The organism is Sphingomonas sp. Ag1 (genome assembly GCF_000980895.1).
GTDB classification, from domain to species: Bacteria; Pseudomonadota; Alphaproteobacteria; order Sphingomonadales; family Sphingomonadaceae; genus Sphingomonas; species Sphingomonas panaciterrae.
The window spans coordinates 686,808-706,961 of record NZ_LAZX01000094.1 but is presented as its reverse complement, the minus strand read 5'-3'; the positions used below and the strand labels follow the sequence as shown (position 1 = coordinate 706,961).

18 protein-coding genes are annotated in these 20,154 nt (G+C 68.0%); 5 read left to right on the top strand and 13 right to left on the bottom strand.

Annotation, left to right across the window (positions count from 1 at the left end; all coding sequences use genetic code 11):
- Positions 1-49: 49 nt before the first annotated feature.
- From XM50_RS16285 to XM50_RS16265, 5 genes are all read right to left on the bottom strand, one after another.
- Entirely contained in the window at positions 50-931 is an 882-nt protein-coding gene (locus XM50_RS16285) for an NAD-dependent epimerase/dehydratase family protein (RefSeq protein WP_046410944.1), read from the bottom strand.
- Positions 928-2,028, bottom strand: coding sequence for a glutamate 5-kinase (gene proB, locus XM50_RS16280; RefSeq protein WP_046410942.1), 1,101 nt, complete (start codon positions 2,026-2,028; stop codon positions 928-930). The genes XM50_RS16285 and proB overlap by 4 nt, the downstream gene beginning before the upstream one ends.
- Before the next feature lie 82 nt (positions 2,029-2,110).
- Positions 2,111-2,680, bottom strand: a complete 570-nt coding sequence (pth, locus tag XM50_RS16275; protein ID WP_046410940.1) for an aminoacyl-tRNA hydrolase — start codon at positions 2,678-2,680, stop codon at positions 2,111-2,113.
- Between the two features lie 136 nt (positions 2,681-2,816).
- A complete protein-coding gene (locus XM50_RS16270) occupies positions 2,817-3,431 on the bottom strand; it encodes a 50S ribosomal protein L25/general stress protein Ctc (RefSeq protein WP_046410939.1) in 615 nt (204 codons plus the stop codon).
- A gap of 150 nt (positions 3,432-3,581) precedes the next feature.
- On the bottom strand, positions 3,582-4,478 hold the full coding sequence (locus XM50_RS16265; protein ID WP_046410937.1) for a TraB/GumN family protein: 897 nt from the start codon (positions 4,476-4,478) through the stop codon (positions 3,582-3,584).
- A gap of 131 nt (positions 4,479-4,609) precedes the next feature.
- On the opposite strand from XM50_RS16265, the gene XM50_RS16260 reads away from it, so the two are divergent.
- The 3 genes from XM50_RS16260 (at position 4,610) to ppdK (ending at position 10,306) form a co-directional block, all read left to right on the top strand.
- Complete coding sequence (locus XM50_RS16260; RefSeq protein ID WP_046410936.1) at positions 4,610-5,479, top strand: glycine--tRNA ligase subunit alpha; 870 nt, start codon at positions 4,610-4,612, stop codon at positions 5,477-5,479.
- Positions 5,476-7,503 (top strand): glycine--tRNA ligase subunit beta, encoded by a 2,028-nt coding sequence (gene glyS, locus XM50_RS16255; protein ID WP_046410934.1) that lies wholly within the window; start codon positions 5,476-5,478, stop codon positions 7,501-7,503. Before XM50_RS16260 ends, glyS begins: the two co-directional genes overlap by 4 nt.
- 103 nt (positions 7,504-7,606) lie before the next feature.
- Entirely contained in the window at positions 7,607-10,306 is a 2,700-nt protein-coding gene (ppdK, locus tag XM50_RS16250) for a pyruvate, phosphate dikinase (RefSeq protein ID WP_046410933.1), read from the top strand.
- Positions 10,307-10,439: 133 nt separating this feature from the next.
- Here ppdK and XM50_RS16245 read toward each other — a convergent pair whose 3' ends face one another.
- The 8 genes from XM50_RS16245 to XM50_RS16210 all read right to left on the bottom strand — a co-directional run bounded on the left by XM50_RS16245 (position 10,440) and on the right by XM50_RS16210 (position 18,079).
- Positions 10,440-10,829, bottom strand: a complete 390-nt coding sequence (locus XM50_RS16245) for a hypothetical protein (protein ID WP_046410931.1) — start codon at positions 10,827-10,829, stop codon at positions 10,440-10,442.
- 56 nt (positions 10,830-10,885) lie between these two features.
- Positions 10,886-11,887, bottom strand: a complete 1,002-nt coding sequence (locus tag XM50_RS16240; protein ID WP_046410929.1) for a type II secretion system F family protein — start codon at positions 11,885-11,887, stop codon at positions 10,886-10,888.
- Between the two features lies 1 nt (position 11,888).
- The gene (locus XM50_RS16235; protein WP_046410928.1) at positions 11,889-12,863 is read right to left on the bottom strand and encodes a type II secretion system F family protein; all 975 of its coding nucleotides are present in this window, start codon (positions 12,861-12,863) and stop codon (positions 11,889-11,891) included.
- Positions 12,864-12,924: 61 nt separating this feature from the next.
- Positions 12,925-14,208, bottom strand: a complete 1,284-nt coding sequence (locus XM50_RS16230) for a pilus assembly protein CpaE (protein ID WP_046410926.1) — start codon at positions 14,206-14,208, stop codon at positions 12,925-12,927.
- Complete coding sequence (locus tag XM50_RS16225; protein WP_082103256.1) at positions 14,205-14,843, bottom strand: CpaD family pilus assembly lipoprotein; 639 nt, start codon at positions 14,841-14,843, stop codon at positions 14,205-14,207. Before XM50_RS16225 ends, XM50_RS16230 begins: the two co-directional genes overlap by 4 nt.
- A 23-nt stretch (positions 14,844-14,866) precedes the next feature.
- Complete coding sequence (locus XM50_RS16220; protein ID WP_046410923.1) at positions 14,867-16,495, bottom strand: type II and III secretion system protein family protein; 1,629 nt, start codon at positions 16,493-16,495, stop codon at positions 14,867-14,869.
- Between the two features lies 1 nt (position 16,496).
- Positions 16,497-17,549: a Flp pilus assembly protein CpaB gene (cpaB, locus tag XM50_RS16215; RefSeq protein ID WP_046410921.1), complete on the bottom strand. Its 1,053-nt coding sequence runs from the start codon at positions 17,547-17,549 to the stop codon at positions 16,497-16,499.
- Between the two features lie 53 nt (positions 17,550-17,602).
- Positions 17,603-18,079, bottom strand: a complete 477-nt coding sequence (locus tag XM50_RS16210; protein WP_046410919.1) for an A24 family peptidase — start codon at positions 18,077-18,079, stop codon at positions 17,603-17,605.
- Positions 18,080-18,134: 55 nt separating this feature from the next.
- On the opposite strand from XM50_RS16210, the gene XM50_RS16205 reads away from it, so the two are divergent.
- Both XM50_RS16205 and XM50_RS16200 read left to right on the top strand, forming a co-directional pair.
- Positions 18,135-19,061 carry an alpha/beta fold hydrolase gene (locus tag XM50_RS16205; protein ID WP_046410918.1) on the top strand — a complete coding sequence of 309 codons (927 nt, stop codon included), beginning with the start codon at positions 18,135-18,137 and terminating at the stop codon, positions 19,059-19,061.
- Positions 19,058-20,137 (top strand): NAD(P)/FAD-dependent oxidoreductase, encoded by a 1,080-nt coding sequence (locus XM50_RS16200; RefSeq protein ID WP_046410916.1) that lies wholly within the window; start codon positions 19,058-19,060, stop codon positions 20,135-20,137. The genes XM50_RS16205 and XM50_RS16200 overlap by 4 nt, the downstream gene beginning before the upstream one ends.
- Positions 20,138-20,154 lie beyond the last annotated feature (17 nt).

Here is a 20,154-nt window from a genome sequence, read left to right as displayed (position 1 = left end):
CCTTAGCTGCAAGCGGGCGAGGTGCCAATCGAATGCGGCGGAAGCGTGGTCATCCTGCGATGGCGTACGCCCGAGCGGTCTGCGCCATGCCCTGATCCAGCGGGATCCGCGGCGTCCACAGGCTCGCGGGCGGACGATGATCGGCGCGCGCCGTCCAGTCCGGGTGGCTCAGATACTCGACCCGGTCGAGCGTCAGCTTCGCCCCGCCACCGCGCAACTTGCGGTCGATCCGCGCCGCGACCCGCATCAGTGGCTTGGGCAAATGCATCGGCATCACCCGCCGCCCGACCGCGCCCCCGATCGCCGCGGCCAGATCGGCGTGGGTCAGCGTCTCGCCATCGTCGACTTCGTACAATTCATGCGCTCCCGGCCGCTCGGCGAGCAGGACCAGCAAACGCGCAAGGTCCTCGACATGGATCAGCGACACACGCCCGGGCGGCGGCAGGAAGGCAAGGCCCAGCCGCGCCAGCCGGAACATGTCGCGCATCTCGGTATCGCCGGGTCCATAGACGCCGGTCGGGCGAACGATCGTCCAGTCGCTGGCGCTCTCGGCAACGATCGTCTCCGCCTCGCGCTTCGACCAGCCGTACATCGACAGCTGCGGCTCGCGCGCCGACAGCGACGACACATGCACCAGCCGCCGCGTCCCCGTTGCGCTGACGACGGCGCGTGTGCCCTCGATATTGCCGGCGACGAAGCCAGCCTTGTCGGGCGCATTGACCACCCCGGCGATATGGATGACCGCATCGGCGCCCTCGACCAGCGCGGCGACGCTCGCGGCATCGTCGAGCGCCCCCGCCACCCAGGTGACGCCGTCGCGCGCCGCCTGCGGCCGCCGCGTCAGCGCGCGGACCCGATGCCCCGCGCCCAGCGCCGCATCGATCGTCGCCCGGCCGACAAAGCCGGTCCCGCCGGTCAGCGCCAGGATCACAGCAGCGCCATATGGTTGCGGTGGATCAGCGCGGCGCGCGGCGCATAGCCGAGCAGCGCCTCCTGCTCCTCGCTGCGCCGCCCCAGCAGGCGCTGCATCTCGCCCGCATCATATTCGGCCAGCCCGCGCGCGATCGGCCCCTCGGGGCCCGCGATCGTCACCACGTCGCCGCGCGCGAAATCGCCCGACACTGCGATCGCCCCCGCCGCCAGCAGGCTGCGCCCACCGGCAAGCGCCTGCGCCGCGCCGGCATCCACGGTCACCACGCCCTTCGCCGTCAGCCGCCCCGCCAGCCACGCCTTGCGCGCCCGCGCGCGTTTCTCGGGAAGGAAGATCGTGTGCCGCGCGTCGGTCGACAGCGGCCGTTCGATCCGCCCCGACGCGATCGCCAGCGCGACTCCCGCGCCGGTCGCAATCCGCGCCGCGGCGATCTTCGACACCATCCCGCCCGATCCCATGCCGGATGCCGAGCCATCGTCCGCCATCCCGGCGATCCGCGCGTCGATCTGCCCCACTTCCGGAATATGCACCGCGCCGGGCTGCGCCGGGTTGCGATCATACAGGCCGTCGATGTCGGACAGCAGGACCACGCCGTCCGCCCCCGCCGCCTGCGCCACCCGCGCCGCCAGCCGGTCATTGTCGCCGAAGCGGATCTCGGCCGTCGCCACGCTGTCATTCTCGTTGATGACCGGCACCGTGCCCAACTGCAGCAGCCGCCCCAGCGTGGCGGCGGCATTCAGGTAGCGGCGGCGATCCTCCAGATCATCCAGCGTCACCAGCATCTGCGCGGCGGTAAGCCCGTTGGCGGCGAGCACCTCGGCCCAGGTCTGGCTGAGCGCGATCTGCCCCGTCGCCGCCGCCGCCTGCGCATCCTCCAGGCTCGCCCGCCCGCCACGCGGCAGTCCCAGCCGCCGTGCGCCCAGCGCAATCGCGCCCGAGGAGACGATCGCCACCTGCTGCCCCGTGTCGGCGCGCGCCGCGACATCGGCGGCAATCCCCGCCAGCCAGTCGCGCCGCACTGCGCCCGACGGGTCGACGAGCAGCGCCGAGCCGATCTTCACCACGAGGCGCGGGCAGGAGGCGGGCGGAAACAACATGGCTCGATCCGTTATCGCGCGGCGCGCCAATGGGGAAGGGCGACGGGGAAGGCCGGGTGGAGGGGCAACCCCCGCCGCCCCCTCAGCCCTGCAGCCGCAGCGCCACGTCGTTCATGAACCGCACGTCGTCCCCCGCCGCCAGCGTCGGCGCCTCGGAGGCGAGCGCGCCGAGCAGGTCGGTCAGCGCATCGATCTCGCTCTTGGCGTAATTGCCCAGCACATGGCCAGTCACCCGGTCCTTGTGCCCGGGATGACCGATGCCGATGCGCACGCGGCGAAAATCCGGCCCCAGATGCTGGTCGATCGAGCGCAGGCCATTGTGCCCCGCCAGCCCGCCGCCCATCCGCACCTTCACCTTCATCGGCGCCAGGTCCAGCTCGTCGTGGAACACCGTCAGCGCCTCGACGCCCAGCTTGTAGAAACGCAGCGCCTCGGCAACGCTGCGCCCGCTTTCGTTCATGAAGGTCGCGGGCTTCAGCAGCAGCACCTTCTCGTTGCCTAGCCGGCCCTCGCGCACCCAGCCCTGGAACTTCTTCGCCGTCGCGCCGAAATCATGCACCTCGGCGATCGCATCGACGGCCATGAAGCCGACATTGTGCCGCTGCATCGCATATTGCGGGCCCGGATTGCCCAGGCCGACCCATAGCTGCATCACCGATCCCATCGTCTCACTGGCGCGTCAGCGCCCTGTCACGGGCGTGCCGCTTGGCGCCCAAACGAAAACGGGCGGGGGGCGTCGCCGCCACCCGCCCGCGAATCCGTGCCGCCCCGGGCGGCACAGGACGATATTACTCGCCCGCAGCTTCCTCGGTCGCCTCGGTCGACGTGTCGCCCTCGGACGACTTCAGCGCCGACGGTGCAACCACCGTCGCGATGGTGAAGTCGCGGTCGTCGATCGCCGACGTCGTGCCCTTGGGCAGCGTCACGGCCGAAATGTGGAGCGAATCGCCCACTTCCAGGCCCTTCAGCGAGATCGTGACTTCCGACGGGATGTCGCTCGCGTCGCACACCAGCTCCAGCTCGTGACGAACGACGTTCAGCACGCCGCCCTTCTTGAGGCCCGGGGCTTCTTCCTCGTCGACGAACACCACCGGCACCGCAACGGTGACGGTCGTGTGCGCGCTGATGCGCAGGAAGTCGACGTGAACCGGACGGTCGGTGACCGGGTGGAAGTGCACGTCCTTGGGCAGGGTGCGCTCACCGTTGATCATCACGACGGTGTTCATGAAGTGGCCGGTGCCCAGTGCCTTCACAAGCGCCTTTTCCTCGAGATGGATCGAGGTCGGTTCCTTGTTCTGGCCGTAGATCACGGCGGGTACGCGGCCGTCACGACGCAGCGCCCGGGAGGCTCCCTTGCCAACCCGGTCACGCGTCTCGGCTGCGAGCGTCAGCTGGTCGCTCATCAATATTCTCCGAAACTCATGTATGTCCTTCCGCGCCACGCCTCCAGGGATGACCATGGCCGGAAGCGGGCGCGCATAGCGGGCAGGGGCGCGAAAGGCAATCCTCGCGGCACTCCCCGCCACTGGCGCGGACCCGCCGCTGCCCCGGGCTCAATACTTAACCCGCACCGCCTTCAGTCTGTACTTCCCCAGCTGCGCCTGAACGCTGTCGGGCCCGGCGAGGTGTCCCGCGCCCACCGCGATGAAGACGCGGCCGGGTGTGCGCATCCGCTCCGCGATCCACGCCGCCCATTTGGCGTTGCGATCGACCAGCAGCGCCTTGTTCACCTCCGGCGAATCCTTCAGGCTGTCGTTCATCGTCTTGGCCAGGCCATCGGGATTGCCCTTGGCCCAATCGGACACCATCCGGTCCATCGTCTCGCCCGCCTTGGGCAGCTCCTCCACCGTCGACGTCAGCAGCTCGAGCTGCGCCTTCTGCGACAGCGAATCGAAAATCGACATTTGGCCCTCGAACGTCTCCAGCCCGATGACCTGCTTCTTCTGCGCCTTGGCCGCCTTGGTCAGCACGCCTTCGGGCCCGTTGCTGGCGTCATAGCCCAGCTTCTGCACCGGCAGCGCCGACAGGCTGATCGCGGCGAACCACGGCTGCATCCGCTCGAACGTCGCGCGCGGCAGCTTGTTGTCTTCCAATGCCTTCAGGAACGGCTGGCGCTTGTCCTCGGGCAGCTTCTCGATCAGCGACTGGCCGGACGGGTCGAACGCCTTAGACACGACGACACGCTCCTGCGTCTCCTTGTCCGGCTCGACCATCTCCAGCACCAGCGTGCCGGACCGGTCGAACGCCTTCTTCACCGCCTCGTCGAACCAAGACAGGCCCGGCTTCAGGACGTGGATCGTCCCGAAGAGGTAGATCGTCGTATCCTTGTCGCGCACCACCCACAGCGCGGGGTCGGCGTCCTGCTGCACCACCGGCGCCGGCTGCGCGCAGGCGGGCAGGGTGAAGGCAAGGCCGAGGGCGGCGAACAAAGAGGTGAAGGGTCGTAACACGGGTCTTGGCAACCTTCCTTGGTCGGGGCGCAGCCAGCCTAGCGGGGGCCTTGCCTGTTGGCGAGCCATCCGCCATTGCCCGGCGCGCGATGAACGCCACCTCAACAGACGCGCCGTTAAGCTTCCAGGACATGATCCTGCGCCTCCATTCCTATTGGGGAGCGCGGGGCTGCGCCATTCTGCAACCCTATGACATGCGCATGGGCGCTGGCACCTTTCACCCCGCCACGACGCTGCGCGCGCTCGGCCCGGAGCCGTGGAACGCCGCCTTCGTTCAGCCCAGCCGCCGGCCGACCGATGGCCGCTATGGCGAGAACCCGAACCGGCTGCAGCATTATTACCAATATCAGGTGATCCTGAAGCCAAGCCCGCCCGATCTGCAGGAGCTGTATCTCGGCAGCCTCGCGGCGATCGGCATCGATTTCACCCGCCACGACATCCGCTTCGTCGAGGATGACTGGGAAAGCCCGACCTTGGGCGCCTGGGGCCTCGGCTGGGAAGTGTGGTGCGACGGGATGGAGGTGACCCAGTTCACCTATTTCCAGCAGATGGGCGGCTTTGACTGCAAGCCCGTCGCGGGCGAGCTCACCTACGGGCTCGAACGGCTGGCGATGTACATCCAGAACGTCGACAATGTGTATGACCTGCGCTTCAACGACGCCGGCGTCTCCTACGGCGACGTGTTCCTCGAGAATGAGCGGCAGATGTCGACCTGGAATTTCGAGGTCGCCGATACCGACACTTTGTTCGACCTGTTCCGCAAGGCGGCGGCCGAGTGCGAGAATTGCCTCGCCGCGAAGCTGCCGATCCCGGCCTATGAGCAGGCGATCGAGGCGAGCCACATCTTCAACCTGCTGAACGCGCGCGGCGTCATCTCCGTCGCCGAGCGTCAGGCCTATATCGGCCGCGTCCGCGATCTCGCGAAGGGTGCCTGCACGGCGTATATGGAAAAGAATGCCGAGGGCTGGAAAGCCCGCTTCCCGAACTGGAGCGCGGCATGACCGATTTTCTGCTCGAACTGCGCTCGGAGGAAATCCCGGCGCGCATGCAGGACAAGGCGCGCGAGGATCTCGCCCGCCTGTTCACCGCCGAACTCGCCAAGGCTGGCCTGAAGGCGGCCGAACTCGTCACCTACGCGACGCCGCGCCGCCTGGCGCTGATCGCGCGCGACCTGCCGGCTGAGACTGCGGCGGTGAGCGAGGAGCTGAAGGGCCCGCCCGCCGACGCGCCTGACGCTGCGGTCGAAGGCTTCCTGCGCAAGGCCGGCCTGACGCGCGACGCGCTGCAGACCCGCGAGGTGAAGGGCCGCGCCACCTTGTTCGCGGTGATCGACAAGCCCGGGCGCGCCACCGCCGATGTGCTGGCTGACGCGATCCCCGCGATCATCCGCGCCTTCCCCTGGCCCAAGTCGATGCGCTGGGGCGAGGCGTCGATCTCCACCGAAAGCCCGCGCTGGGTCCGCCCGCTGCAGGGCATCATCGCGCTGTTCGGTGACGATGTGGTGCCCTGCGCGATCGCCGGCGTCGAAAGCGGCGCGGCCACCGTCGGCCACCGCTTCCATCACCCCGGCGTCATCACCATCGGCAGCGCGGCCGACTATGTCGAGAAGCTGCGCGCCTGCCACGTCATCGTCGACCAGAACGAACGCCGCGCCACCATCGCGCTCGGTGCGAAGCTCGCCGCCAACATGGCCGGCCTCACGCTGGTCGAGGATGAGGGGCTGGTCAGCGAAAACGCCGGCCTCACCGAATGGCCGGTGCCGCTGCTCGGCCGCTTCGACGCGGCGTTCCTCGACGTGCCGCCCGAGGTGATTCAGCTCACCGCGCGCGTGAACCAGAAGTATTTCGTCTGCCGCGACGCCGGCGGCGCGCTCGCCAACGCCTTCGTCTGCACCGCGAACATCGATGCGGCGGACGGCGGCGAGCGGATCGTGGAGGGCAACCGCAAGGTGCTCGCCGCGCGCCTCTCCGACGCGCGCTTCTTCTACGAGACCGATCTCAAGGTGCCGCTCGCCGATCAGGCGAAGAAGCTGGAAAAGATCGTCTTCCACGAAAAGCTCGGCACCGTCGCCGACAAGGTAGAGCGTGTCGCAAACCTCGCCCGCTGGCTGGCCGAGGAAGGCATCGTCAAGGGCGCGAACCCCGACCTCGCCGAGCGCGCCGCGCGCCTCGCCAAGGCCGACCTCGTCACCGGCATGGTCGGCGAATTCCCTGAGCTTCAGGGCCTGATGGGCGGCTATTACGCCGCCGCGCAGGGCGAACCCGCCGAAGTCGCCGAGGCGATCCGCGATCACTACAAGCCGGTTGGGCAGGGCGACGACGTCCCCACCGCGCCGGTGACCGTGGCCGTGTCGCTGGCGGACAAGCTCGACAGCATCACCCAGTTCTTCGGCGCCGACCTGAAGCCCAGCGGCTCCAAGGATCCGTTCGCGCTTCGTCGCTCCGCCTTGGGCATCCTCGCGCTGATCCTCGACAACGGCCTCCGCTTCCCGCTGTCACGCATCGTCAGCGGCGACGTGCTCGATTTCTTCGCCGACCGCCTCAAGGTTCAGCAGCGCGAAGCCGGCGTTCGCCACGATCTGATCGACGCGGTGTTCGCGCTCGGCGGGGAGGACGATCTCGTCCGCCTGCTCGCGCGGGTGAAGGCGTTGCAGTCGTTCGTCGGGACCGAGGATGGCGCAAACCTCCTCGCTGGCTACAAGCGCGCGGCCAATATCCTGAAGAAGGAAGATTATCTGGCCGACGCCGCGCCATCCGCGGCCGATTATGACCGGGAACCGGCCGAAGCTGCTCTGGTCACCGCGCTGGATGCGGCCGAACCTGCCTCGGCCGATGCGATCGCCAACGAGGATTTCGAGGCGGCGATGGCTGCGCTCGCGACTCTGCGCGCGCCGATCGACGCATTCTTCGACCAAGTGACCGTAAACGATGCCGATTCTGGAAAACGTGCCGGCCGTCTGGCGTTGTTGGCGCGGGTCCGCGCGGCGGTTCACGCGGTCGCTGACTTCTCCCGCATCGAAGGGTGAGGGGGTAAACGGTTACATCTGTTTGGGTGCCGCTTTGTACTTGCAATCCGGCGTCCGGGCGTGTGTTGCGACGCACATAACGAGTTTCAGGAGGCGATAACCCATGGCGACCGCGGTCAAGACCCAGGCGGATGAACGGTACGTCTACCGCTTCGGTGGCGGCGTTTCCGACGGTGGTAGCGGGGACAAGAACCTCTTGGGCGGCAAGGGCGCGAACCTCGCCGAAATGGCCTCCATCGGCCTCCCGGTCCCTCCTGGCTTCACCATCAGCACCGCCATGTGCACCCGCTATTATGAGGAAGGCGAAACCTTTCCCGACAGCGTGCGCGCCGAAGTGGCCCAGGGCATCGCCCATATCGAGGCGATCACCGGCAAGACGTTCGGCGACGCCACCGACCCGCTGCTGGTCTCGGTCCGCTCCGGCGCCCGCGTCTCGATGCCGGGCATGATGGACACCGTCCTCAACCTCGGCCTCAACGACCAGACCGTCGAGGGGCTCGCCAGCGCCAGCGGCGATGAGCGTTTCGCCTGGGACAGCTATCGCCGCTTCATCCAGATGTATTCGGACGTCGTGCTCGGCCTCGATCACGGCGCGTTCGAAGAGGCGCTGGAAATCGCCAAGGAAGACAAGGGCTTCACTCTCGATACCGAGCTGTCGGCGGCTGACCTCAAGGCGCTGGTCGCCGAGTTCAAGGGCCTGGTCGAGCAGCAGCAGGGCAAGCCGTTCCCGCAGGACGTGCATGACCAACTGTGGGGCGCGATCGGCGCCGTGTTCGGCTCCTGGCAGTCGGACCGCGCCAAGGTCTATCGCCGCCTCAACGACATTCCCGGCAGCTGGGGCACCGCCGTCAACGTGCAGGCGATGGTGTTCGGCAACATGGGCGACACGTCGGCGACCGGCGTCGCCTTCACGCGTGACCCCTCGACCGGCCACAATGCCTATTACGGCGAATTCCTGATCAATGCGCAGGGCGAGGACGTCGTCGCCGGCATCCGCACCCCGCAATATCTGACCAAGGCCGCGCGTGAAGAGGCGGGCGCCAAGCCGCTCAGCATGGAGGAGGCGCTTCCCGCCGCCTATACCGAGCTTGCCGCCGTGTTCGACCAGCTGGAGCGGCATTACCGCGACATGCAGGACATCGAATTCACGGTGCAGCAGGGCAAGCTCTGGATGCTCCAGACCCGCTCGGGCAAGCGCACCGCGAAGGCGGCGCTGAAGATCGCGGTCGACATGGCCGCCGAAGGCCTCATCACCCGCGAGGAAGCGATCGCGCGCGTCGATCCGCAGGCGCTCGATCAGCTGCTACACCCGACGCTTGATCCTGAGGCGGCACGCGACGTGCTGACCAAGGGGCTGCCGGCCTCGCCGGGCGCGGCGAGCGGTGCGGCGGTGTTCACCGCCGACGCGGCCGAAAAGTGGGCCGCCGACGGCAAGGCCGTGATCCTCGTGCGCACCGAAACCTCCCCGGAGGACATTCACGGCATGCACGCGGCAAAGGGCATCCTCACCGCGCGCGGCGGCATGACCAGCCACGCCGCCGTGGTGGCGCGCGGCATGGGCCGCCCCTGCGTCTCCGGCGCTGGCGCGCTCTCGATCGACGCCAAGGCGAAGATCGCGCGCGTCGGCGGCCGTGAGGTGAAGGAGGGCGACCTTCTCACCATCGACGGCGCGACAGGCGAAGTGATGGCGGGTGAAGTCGCCACCATCCAGCCGGAGCTGGCGGGCGATTTCGGCACGCTGATGGAATGGGCCGATGCGGTCCGCCGCCTGAAGGTGCGCGCCAACGCCGAAACGCCGCTCGACTGCCGCACCGCGCGCGATTTCGGCGCCGAGGGCGTCGGCCTATGCCGCACCGAGCATATGTTCTTCGAGGCGGATCGCGTCACCGCGGTGCGCCAGATGATCCTCGCCGAGGACGAGGCCGGCCGCCGCGTCGCGCTCGAACGGTTGCTCCCCGAACAGCGCAGCGACTTCGCCGAGATCTTCGAGGTGATGGCCGGGCTCCCCGTCACGGTGCGCCTGCTCGATCCGCCGCTGCACGAATTTCTGCCGCACGAAGAGGCGGAGTTCAGCGAGGTTGCCAAGGCGGCCGGGGTCGACGTCGACGTGCTGAAGCGTCGCGCGGCCGAGCTGCACGAATTCAACCCGATGCTCGGCCATCGCGGCTGCCGCCTCGGCGTCACCTATCCCGAAATCTACGAGATGCAGGCCCGCGCGATCTTCGAGGCGGCGCTCGACGTCGCCGACAAGTCTGGCGAGGCGCCGATCCCGGAGATCATGATCCCGCTCGTCGCCACCAAGCGCGAGCTGGAGCTGATGAAGGCGGTCGTCGATCGCACGGCAAAGGCGGTGTTCGAGGAGCGTGGCAAGACCGTCGAATATCTGGTCGGCACGATGATCGAGCTGCCGCGCGCGGCGCTGCGTGCGGGCGAGATCGCGGAGGCGGGCGAGTTCTTCTCCTTCGGCACCAACGATCTGACGCAGACGACGCTCGGCGTCAGCCGCGACGACGCCGGCCGCTTCCTCGGCTCCTATGTCGAGCAGGGCATCTACCCGAAGGACCCGTTCGTCAGCATCGACGTCGAGGGCGTCGGCGAATTGATCAGCCTGGCGGCGGAGCGTGGCCGGGCGACCAAGCCGAACCTGAAGCTCGGCATTTGCGGTGAGCATGGCGGCGATCCGGCATCGATCGCCTTCTGCGAAAGCGTCGGGCTCGATTACGTATCGGCCTCGCCCTATCGCGTCCCGATCGCCCGCCTCGCCGCGGCGCAGGCGGCGCTGAAGAGCGGCCGCAAGGCGTAAGGTGCAACGGAGCGATCGGGCCGGGTAGGCCGGTCCGATGCGCTCCGCTGTCCACATAAAAGAGGGCCCGCCGCAAATCCTCGCGGCGAGGCCTCTTTTACGTCCAGCTCAGCAGCGGCAGATCACGCCGCGCTCAGCTGCTCGTCGTGGCGCGATTGTTCCAGTCGAACCAGCGCGCCCGCGTCGTGCCGGCGGGGCGCGCCGCCGATTGCGCCACCGTGCGGTTCGGCGCGACAGGCTCGCGGACGTGCGTCTCGGTGACCACGGGTGCGCTGGGCGCAACCGGTGCGCCCGGCGTTGCCGCCGCGAGGCGCGCATTCTCGCGCTCCAGTTCCTTGATCCGCGCGTCCCGCTCCGCCAGGCGGCTGTCGAAATCCTTGCGGTTGCGGCTGTGGACGTCGCGCTCATCGGCATAACGCTGCTTCCACTTGCGCCCGCCGGGATGACTGGCGAGACCGAACAGCCAGCCAGCGATCAACGCGACGGCAAGCGCCAGCCACTGCGTGGGGGTGCTGAAGAGCATGACGAACCTCCTGTTACGCAGGTTCAACGATGCCGCGGATCGTGCGTTCCCGCCTGTTATATGTTGCCGTTGACGAAGGAGTCGCTGATCGAGCAGGCGGCCGGCCCCAGGATGACGATGAACAGCACCGGCAGGATGAAGAGGATCAACGGCACCGTCATGATCGCCGGCAGCCGCGCCGCCTTTTCCTCCGCGCGCATCATGCGCTCGTTGCGGAATTCGGCGGAGAGGACGCGCAGCGCGCTGGCCAGCGGCGTGCCGTACTTCTCGGTCTGGACCATTGTGGTGACGATGCCCTTCACCTCGTCCAGCGCCACGCGATGGGCGAAGTTCTCGAACGCCGCACGCCGGTCGGTGAGGAAGCCGAGCTCGATCGCGGTCAGGGCAAATTCGTCGCCGAGCTCCGGATAGGCCTTGCCCAGTTCCTTCGCCACGCGGTGAAAGGCCGCGTCCACCGTCAGGCCCGCTTCGGCGCAGATCACCAGCAGGTCGAGCGCGTCGGGCAAGCCCTTGCGGATCGCGTCCGACCGCTTGGTGATCTTGTTCTTCAGGTAAAGGTCAGGCGCCTTGTAGCTGAGGATGAAGGTGCAGGCGACAAGGCCGTAGCGCTTCAGCGGGCTCCAGTCGCCGAACGTGTCGGTGCCATAGACGACGAAGACCATGAAGCCGCCCAGGACGATCGGCAGGACAAGGCGGCCAAAGATGACGCCGACTGCCCATTCCTTCTTGCGGATGCCCGCCTGCAGCAGCTTGGTCTGCGCTTCCTTGACCTGGCTGTCCTGCAGAACCTTCAGCGATTCCAGGATGTCGCGGATCTTGTCGGCGCTCTCGCTTTTCTGGACCAGCTTCGCCCGGCGCTTGCTGGTCGAGGCGGTGATGCCGGCCTTCAACTGCTCGCGCCGGTCGTTCAGCGCCTTGACGCGCTTCGCCATCGGATCGCGGACGCTGAGCGCGGCATAGATTGCGACGAGGACGGCACCGGCTGCGATCGCCGCCAGGATGGTCGCGACCCACAGGACGTCGACACCGAGCAGCGTTGGGGTCTGCGTGGGTTCCATATCAGATCTCGAAGCTGACCATCTTGGCCATGATGAAGGCGCCGATCGACATCCAGATCATCCCCCCGACACCGGCGACGATCAGTCGCTGGTCGACGAAGAAGTTCTGCATGTACGCGCTGTTCACGAACCAGATCAGGATGAACACGATGAACGGAAGGGCGCCGATGATCATCGCCGACGCCTTCGATTCCGACGACATGGCCTTGATCTTCAGCTTCATCTGCGCGCGCTGGCGCAGCACGGTCGCCAGGTTCTGCAGCGTTTCGGCGAGGTTGCCGCCGGTCTCCCGCTGGATCGCGATGGTGATGACGAAGAACTGGAATTCCTTGGTGCCCAGCCGGTCTGCCGTTTCCTGCAGCGCGACGTCCATCGAACGGCCGATCTTCATCTTGTCGGCGACGGCGCGGAACTCCTCCCCGACGGGGCCCTCCACCTCGCTACCCACGACCGCCATCGTCTCGGTGATCGGCAACCCTGAACGCAGGCCGCGCACCAGAAGCTCGATCGCATCCGGGAACTTGGCGTTGAACGCCTTCACACGCTTATTGATGACATAGCCGACCGCGAAGTGCGGGATGCCAGCGCCCATGCCGAGGCCCAGAAAGAGCGCCAGCAGCAACGGAAAGCCCAGCAGCAGCAGGAGCAGCAGCGTTCCCACGAAGATGCCCAGCGTCGTCGCGCCATATTGGCCGACGGTCCATGGCTTGCCGGTCATCGCCAGGCGCTTCTGCAACTCCTCGGGCCGGGGCAGGAAGCGCATCGCTGCCTGGTCGGTCCTGGTCGCGGTCCGCCCGGTGATCCGCCGCATCTGCACTTCGACGGCGGTGTTCGCGTTGGGCGAGTGGCGGTCGCGGACCGCGGACAGCCGCCGGTCGCCGGCGCGCTGCGTCGACGGTCCGCTCAAGGCGAAGAACAACAGGCCCAATGTGGTGAGCGCGCCGATCGCGAGAAGGATCACCGGTAACAGGGGCATGTCTTGGTCCGTTCTCCTGGCAACAGCAGGGCAGGCCCCTCTTCAGGGCGCCCGCGCAGGATCATTTCTTGGCGGCTCGCTTGGGCACCAGACCCTTGAGGTCGGCGAACTTGCCCATCAGCGACGTGCCGGCCCGACGCGGCGCCTTGGCCTTGGCCGGCGCACTATCATCGGAAATGAAGCACAGGCGGGTCACCAGATCGACGATCGGCGCCACCGTCTTGGAGGCCTTGCCCACCTCGTACAGCGGCTTGCCCAGCTTCGCGGCCTGCGCGGCCAGCTTCTGGTCGAACGGCACCACGAAGTCGATCTTGCGCTCGATCGAGGTTTCGAAATCCTTGCGGCTGATCTCCAGCTGCTGGCCGGGATGCACCTTGTTGGCCAGCACCAGCACCTGGGCGTCCGGCGCATTGGATTTCAGCCACGATAGCAGGCGAATGCTGTCGCGCGCGGCAGCCAGCGTCAGCTCGGTCACCAGGACGATCGTCTGCGCATCCTTCACCAGATGCGGGTAGTTCACCAGCATCGATCGCGGCAGGTCGACGACCGTGCATTCGAACGCGGCGCGCATCTCATCCTGCAATTGATGGAATGCGCCGCCATCGGTCATGATCGGGGAATTGATCGGCGCCTCGGCCGACAGCACGGCCAGCTTGTCCGACGCGCGCACCATCGCGCGTTCGATGAACAGCCCGTCGATGCGGCTCGGATTCTCGATGGCGTCGGTCAGCCCGCGGCCGGGTTCCAGATCGAGCGCCAGGGCACCGGTGCCGAAATGCACGTCGAGATCGAGCAGCGCGGTGGAGCGGCGCTCCTTCTGGCTCATCAACCAGGCCAGCGACGTCGCGATGGTCGACGCGCCGGCGCCGCCACGCGTGCCAATGACCGCGACCGAGCAATGCGGGTGCTCCGCCGCCGTGTCGATCACCTTGGGCGCGTTCAGCAGCGCCTGCGCCTGCGAAAACGCCTCGCGCAGCACGTCGCCGCTCAGCGGCTTCAGCAGATAATCCTGGATGCCGCTCGCGACGAGATCGCGGTACAGGCGGACGTCATTGACCTGCCCCGCCGCGATCACGATCGTCCCCGGCTCGCAGACCTCGGCAAGCGAATTGATGTCGTTCAGCGGATCGCCCGATTCCGCCAGGTCGACGAACAGGATGTGCGGCGAGGCGGTGACCGACAGGGATTGCACCGCATTGCGCAGGCCGCCCTTGTGCACCTTCTCCGCCGACCAGCCGAGTTCGCTGGCGATCGGCCGCAGCGTGTTGGCCGTCCCCTCGTCGCAGACATAGGCGACGAAATCTTCGCGAGCGGCGGCGCCCGCCGGCTTCCATGGCGCGTTCATTTCGCTTGGCCTCCCGTGCTTTCGCTGCGAACCGCGGTGCCACCGCCGCCGGTCGGCTCGGCCTTGCGGAAGCGGTCGATCGCCTTGGTCGCGACCGCCGGATCGGACAGGCCGCGCGTGGTTTCTCCGCGCACCAGATCAGTCGGGTTCGCGACCATCGCGGCGAGATTGGAATTCACCGCGCAGCCGTGGTTGGACCCGGTGTGCCCCTCGAAATCGGGCTGGTACATCCGGCTGTGGTCCGGACAGCCCGGCACAGAGGCGCGCGCGCGGCTGACGACGACGCGTGCCGTCCCGGCCGCGATCGGCGCAGCGGTGACCGGCGCCTCGTCCGCGATGAGCAGGCCAAATCGGGCCGCGGCCGCGGCCACATCCGCGCGGGTCGCCGGATCGCGTGCCGGATCATCGACCGATATCCGGTCGCCGTAGCCGACCTTGAGCGAGCCCATCCAGGCGCCAAGCCGTTGCGCCTCGCCGGGCGCCAGCCCCTCGGGGCCCGCCCCGACGTCAAAGGCATAGTCGGCGCGCGAGACGACCGGCTGGTGAACCGATTCCAGGCCGCGGTTGGCCGTGCCGCCGCACGCGCTGAGCAGCAGCGCGGGGGCAAGGCAGGGGAGAATAGTGCGCGAGAGCATGATGCTGTTCCTGACCATGATCATCAATTGAACGAGAAGCCGGGGGCCGGGGCGGCGCCCTTGCTCTTGCGGTCCTTCTTGCCCTTGTCGCCGGCGACCGCCTTGGGCTCGGGTCCGGCGCCGGGCAGCATCGGCGGTGCTGCGGGCGTGATCGGCGTCACCGCGCCGATTGCGGGTGCGACCGGCGGGCCGGCCTCCAGCGACGGCTTGGGCCGCTCGCCGCCCGTCGTACCGGCCGACAATTGCCCCAGCAGCACGCGCTCCACATCGGTGGGGGATTTGTACCCGTCGGTCGGCAGCTTGATGTCGTTGCCGTTGACCGGCTGCACCAGATACGGCGTGATGACGATCACCAGCTCGGTCTCGTTGCGCTGGAAACCGTTGGAACGGAACAGCGCGCCAAGGATCGGAATGTCACCGACGCCCGGGGTCTTTTCGATCGAATTGTTGTGATTGTTCTGCAGCAGCCCCGCGATCATGAAGCTCTGGCCGGACCCGAGTTCGACCGTCGTTTCGGTACGCCGCGTCGTCAGGCCGGGCACCTGGGCGCCGCCCACGGTCACGGCGTTGGAATAATCGAGCTGCGAAACCTCCGGCCGAACCCGCAGAGAGATGCGGCCGTCCGACAGCACCGTCGGCGTGTACGCCAGGCTGACGCCATATTGCTTGTATTCGACGCCAACGCCGCCCAGTCCCTGCGCGATCGGGATCGGGATCTCACCCCCGGCAAGGAAGGTGCCCGTCTCACCGGAAAGCGCGGTCAGATTGGGGTTGGCGAGGCTCGTCACCTGGCCGATCCGTTCGCCCAGATCGAGCGCGCCGACCAGGTCGAGACCAAGAAGCCGGGTCAGATAGCCGATGGTGGTGCGCTCCCGGCCCGGCGTGATCGTCGTCCCGGGGCGCTGCACGATCTGGCGGGTGATCGGGTCGATCGTATAGCCCTGAACACTCTGGCCGACGCCGAGTGGCAGGTTGGGATCGGTCGTCACGTAGCTGGCCGGCGGACGGCCGCTGCCGATGCCGAACTTGAACCCGCCGGAGCCATCGATCGTCGACAGGTTGCTGCCGATGTTCTTGACGAAGCTGCGGCTCACTTCGGCGAAGCGCACCTGCAGGTTGACCTGCAGCGGCGTCGCGGTGCGCAGGCGGCTGACGACCCGCACCTCCTCGCCGACGAATGCCTGGACCAGGCGTTCTGCCTCGGCGCCATCCTCGGGATTGGCGACGGTGCCGGTCAGCAGGATGATGCCGTTCATCGTCGTGGCGGTCACGGCCGCCTCCGGCATGGCAAGCGACAGCATCTGGCTGAGCGAGTCGAAATTGTTGCCGACGCGAACCGTGCTTGCATACACCACCGCGCCGCCCTTCGCCGTGGCGGAGATCGTCGTCTCACCCGGTTTCTTGGCGAACACATAGAGCTGCGTGGGCGAGCGGACCTGGACGTCGGCAATCTCCGGATTGGCGACGAATAGGTCGCTCATCGGGCGCGACAGGGTGATCAGCTGGCCGCGATTGGTAGCGATCTGAAGGACGGAGGACGGCCCCCGTGCGGCGGCATTCTGCGCCGGGGCCGCGGCAGGCGTTCCCCCGATGGCGACCACGCCGAGCGCGGCGGCGGCCGGCCATTTCATGGCTGATGAGCGGAAACGCATCTCAGTTCTTCCCCCCGACCGGCACTTCGGTCACATTGTTGCCGCGGGCGATGCGGACCACCGGGCCCGACACGCGCGCTGGCGCTCCCGGATAGGTGGCGGGCGGTGACCCCGCTATCGGCCCTGCGGTGCTTACTATCGCCCCCGGCTGTTCCGTACGGCCCGGCACCGTGCGGCGCTGGAAGCGCGACACGTCGGCGCCGACCGCATAGGTTGGATTGCCCGTCTGCGGTGCGCTGGCGAGTTGCAGCATCATCGCGCGCTCGGCCTTGACGTCGGAGCCATCCGGCACCTTCACGTCGCTCGAGGCGATCGCCTGTTCGAGCTCTGCGGCATTGTCGGCGATCGATCGCAGCGACAGCGACAGCGAGCCGAGCGTCTGCGCCACGGCGATTTCCTCCGCGATCTTGGGCGTCGCCTCGATCGTCACGGTGGAGAAGGTCTGCACGACGGTATTGCCGGCCTCGTCCTTTTCCTGGCTCGTACGCTGATCGGTGGCCAGCACGCGCAGGTTGCGCATGATCGTCTCGGCCGCCTTCAGCGGCGGGCCGTCGCCACCACCCTCGACCTCCTGCGTCAGCAGCAGGTCGATCCGGTCGCCCGGAAAGACGAAGCCAGCGACGGAGGATTGCGTCGATACCGGCACGGTGACGGCGCGCATGCCAGGCCCCAGCGCCGCCGCCAGGAAGCCGCGATCTCCCGGCTTCACCAGCGCGCCCTGGGTCACCGGCTGGCCTGCCGTGATCGGGTTGCGCACCACGGTGCCGATCACCGCCTTCATGTCGAACTCGGCGCCTTCCTGGAAATAGGCGCCCTCGACCAGTTCGGCCGGCCACGGCTGAAACTTGACCGCGCCGGGATCGATGATCGTGCCGACCGGCAGCGCGCGCGTGGCGACCAGCACCTTGGGGCCCTGCGGCACCATCGCCGGATCGCCGGGAACGGCGGAGGCCTGCGGCGCGCTCGAGCCCATGATCAGCGTGCGCGCCATGAAAGCCGTCACCGCCGCAACGATGAGTGCCCCCACCAGCAATATGAGCTTGCGACTATCCATTGATCATCGTGCCTTTCGCATCAGCGCTGGCCAGTTCTGTCCATGCTGTGGCATCATAAGGTAAAGTGGTTAAGAAGCGGTTCGCGCAGGATCATCAGTCCGGCTATTGCGATCGCCACGCCATAAGGGACTTCGGGATTGCCCGCGGTCTTGCGAATTCTGTGGTCGATCAGCATCACGACTGTGATGAGGCCGCCGACGATCGACATGACCAGCAGGATCTGGATCAGCGCCGGTACCGGCACCCAGAGCGCCAGCGCGGCGATCATCTTCACGTCGCCGCCGCCCATCCACCCGAAGTGAAAGGCGACGCAGAAGGTGGCGAGCACGATCAGCGCAACGCCGACCTGGATCGCCATGTCGGGCCACGGCGCCATGCCGATCGACACCCACCATAGCGGCGCGAGCAAGGCGATCGCCGCGTTCTTCCAATTGGCGATCTCGCGCACACGCGCGTCTTCGATGCCGGCCGAAACCAGCAGCAGCGCGAGTCCCAGCGGCAGCGCCCAGGAAAGAAATTCCCACCCCATGGAAAAGGGCCACTAGACGGAATGGCTTGCGAAACCGTAACCAAGCCGCTTCATCATGAACACGCATCCCCCGATCCGCCGGGCGATACCGGACGACGCGACGGTGTCTTACTGGCGCGCGCCCGACGGCTGGCCGCTGCGGCGCTTTGACTGGCCCGGCAGCGGGCGCGGCGCCATCCTGTTCCAGACCGGTCGCGGCGACGTGTTCGAGAAATATCTGGAATCGTTCGATCACTGGCATCGTGCCGGCTGGTCGGTCACCGCGCTGGACTGGCGCGGGCAGGGCGGGTCGGGGCGCCTGTCACCCAACCCCCATGTCGGGCATGTCGAGGATTTCGCGCCGCTGGTGGACGATCTCGCCGCCTTCTGGCGCAGTTGGGACGCGCCCGGCCCGCGCATCGTCATGGGCCATTCGATGGGCGGCCACCTGGTGCTCGGCGCCCTCCTCGACCGGGTGATCGATCCGGCGGCGGCGGTGTTGATCGCCCCGATGCTCGGCCTTCGCTCGCCGTTCCCGGCACATGTTGCGGCCTGGGTGGCGCGCGCGATGTGCAGGATCGGCAACCCCGCGCGCGCGGCATGGAAGGCCAATGAACGGCCCGGCAGCCGCTTCGACCGACAGCAATTGCTCACCGCCGACGCGCATCGCTATGCCGACGAGCAATGGTGGTATGAGCAGGCGCCGGGGCTTCAGCTCGGCCCGCCAAGCTGGCGCTGGCTGGCCCGCGCCTTTGCCTCCACCCTGGCGCAGCAGAATGATCCGCGGCTGAAGACGCTGACCCTGCCGATCCTGATGCTGGTCGCCGAGCAGGACCGGCTGGTCGACCCGCGCGCCGCGCTGCGTGTGGCCGACAGATTGCCCAACGTCACCGTGCAGCGCTTCGGCGCCGAATCAGCGCATGAAATCCTTCGCGAGGCCGATCCCGTGCGTAACCGCGCGCTGGCAGCGATTGATGCCTTCCTCGCCGGGCAGCGCGGATGACGTACGACATCGCGATCGTCGGTGCCGGCATGGCCGGCGCCTCGCTCGCGGCCGAGATCGGCGACCGCGCGCGCGTGCTGCTGCTCGAGGCGGAGGAGGTGCCCGGCTACCACGCAACCGGCCGCTCCGCCGCCTTCTGGTCCGAAACCTATGGCGGCGCCGGCATCCAGCCGCTGACGACGGCGTCTGGCGACGCGCTGCGCAGCGGAGGCTTCCTTGAGCCGCTCGGCTCGCTGCACATCGGGCGCGCAACCGATGCGCCCGCGGCCGATGCGTTCCTGACCGAATTTGCCAACAGCGGGGTGGCGCTGACGCCGGTCGACCCGCGCGATCACGTCGCGGGTCTGCGGGACGGCTGGACGATCGGCATCATGGAGCCGAGCTGCGCCTATATCGACGTGGCTGCCCTGCATGCCGCCATGCTCGCTCGCGCCCGGCGGGCCGGAGCAAGCCTGGTGCTACGCGCGCCGCTCACCGGTGCGACGTGGACGGCTCGGGGGTGGCAGCTGGAAACCCCCGGCGGCCGGTATCAGGCGGCGCTGCTGGTGAACGCCGCCGGCGCCTGGGCCGATGCGGTCGCTGCAACGGCAGGCGCGGCGCCGCTCGGCATCCAGCCTTATCGCCGCACCATGGTGCAACTGGCGACCCAGCCTGCGCCGCCCGCCGGCATCCCCCACATCGTCCATGTTGGCGGTGATTTCTATTTCAAGCCGGAGGCTGGTGGCCGCCTGTGGCTCAGCCCGCATGACGAGACGCCGGCGACGCCCGGCGACGCGCAGCCGGAGGAGCTCGACGTCGCCATCGCGATCGACCGGTTCGAACAGGCGGTCGACTGGCGCGTCGTCCAGGTGGAGCGCAAATGGGCGGGCCTGCGCAGCTTCGCGCCGGACCGTCTCCCGGTCTATGGCTTCGATCCCGTCATGCCCGGCTTCTTCTGGTTCGGCGGGCAGGGCGGGTTCGGCATCCAGACCGCCCCCGCCGCGGCATCGATCGGCGCATCGCTCCTGCTGGGAGCGCGCCCGACGCTCGGCATCGATGTGGACCGCTACGCCCCCGCGCGCTTCCGCAAGGACTAGCCCCGGCCCGCCCGCCG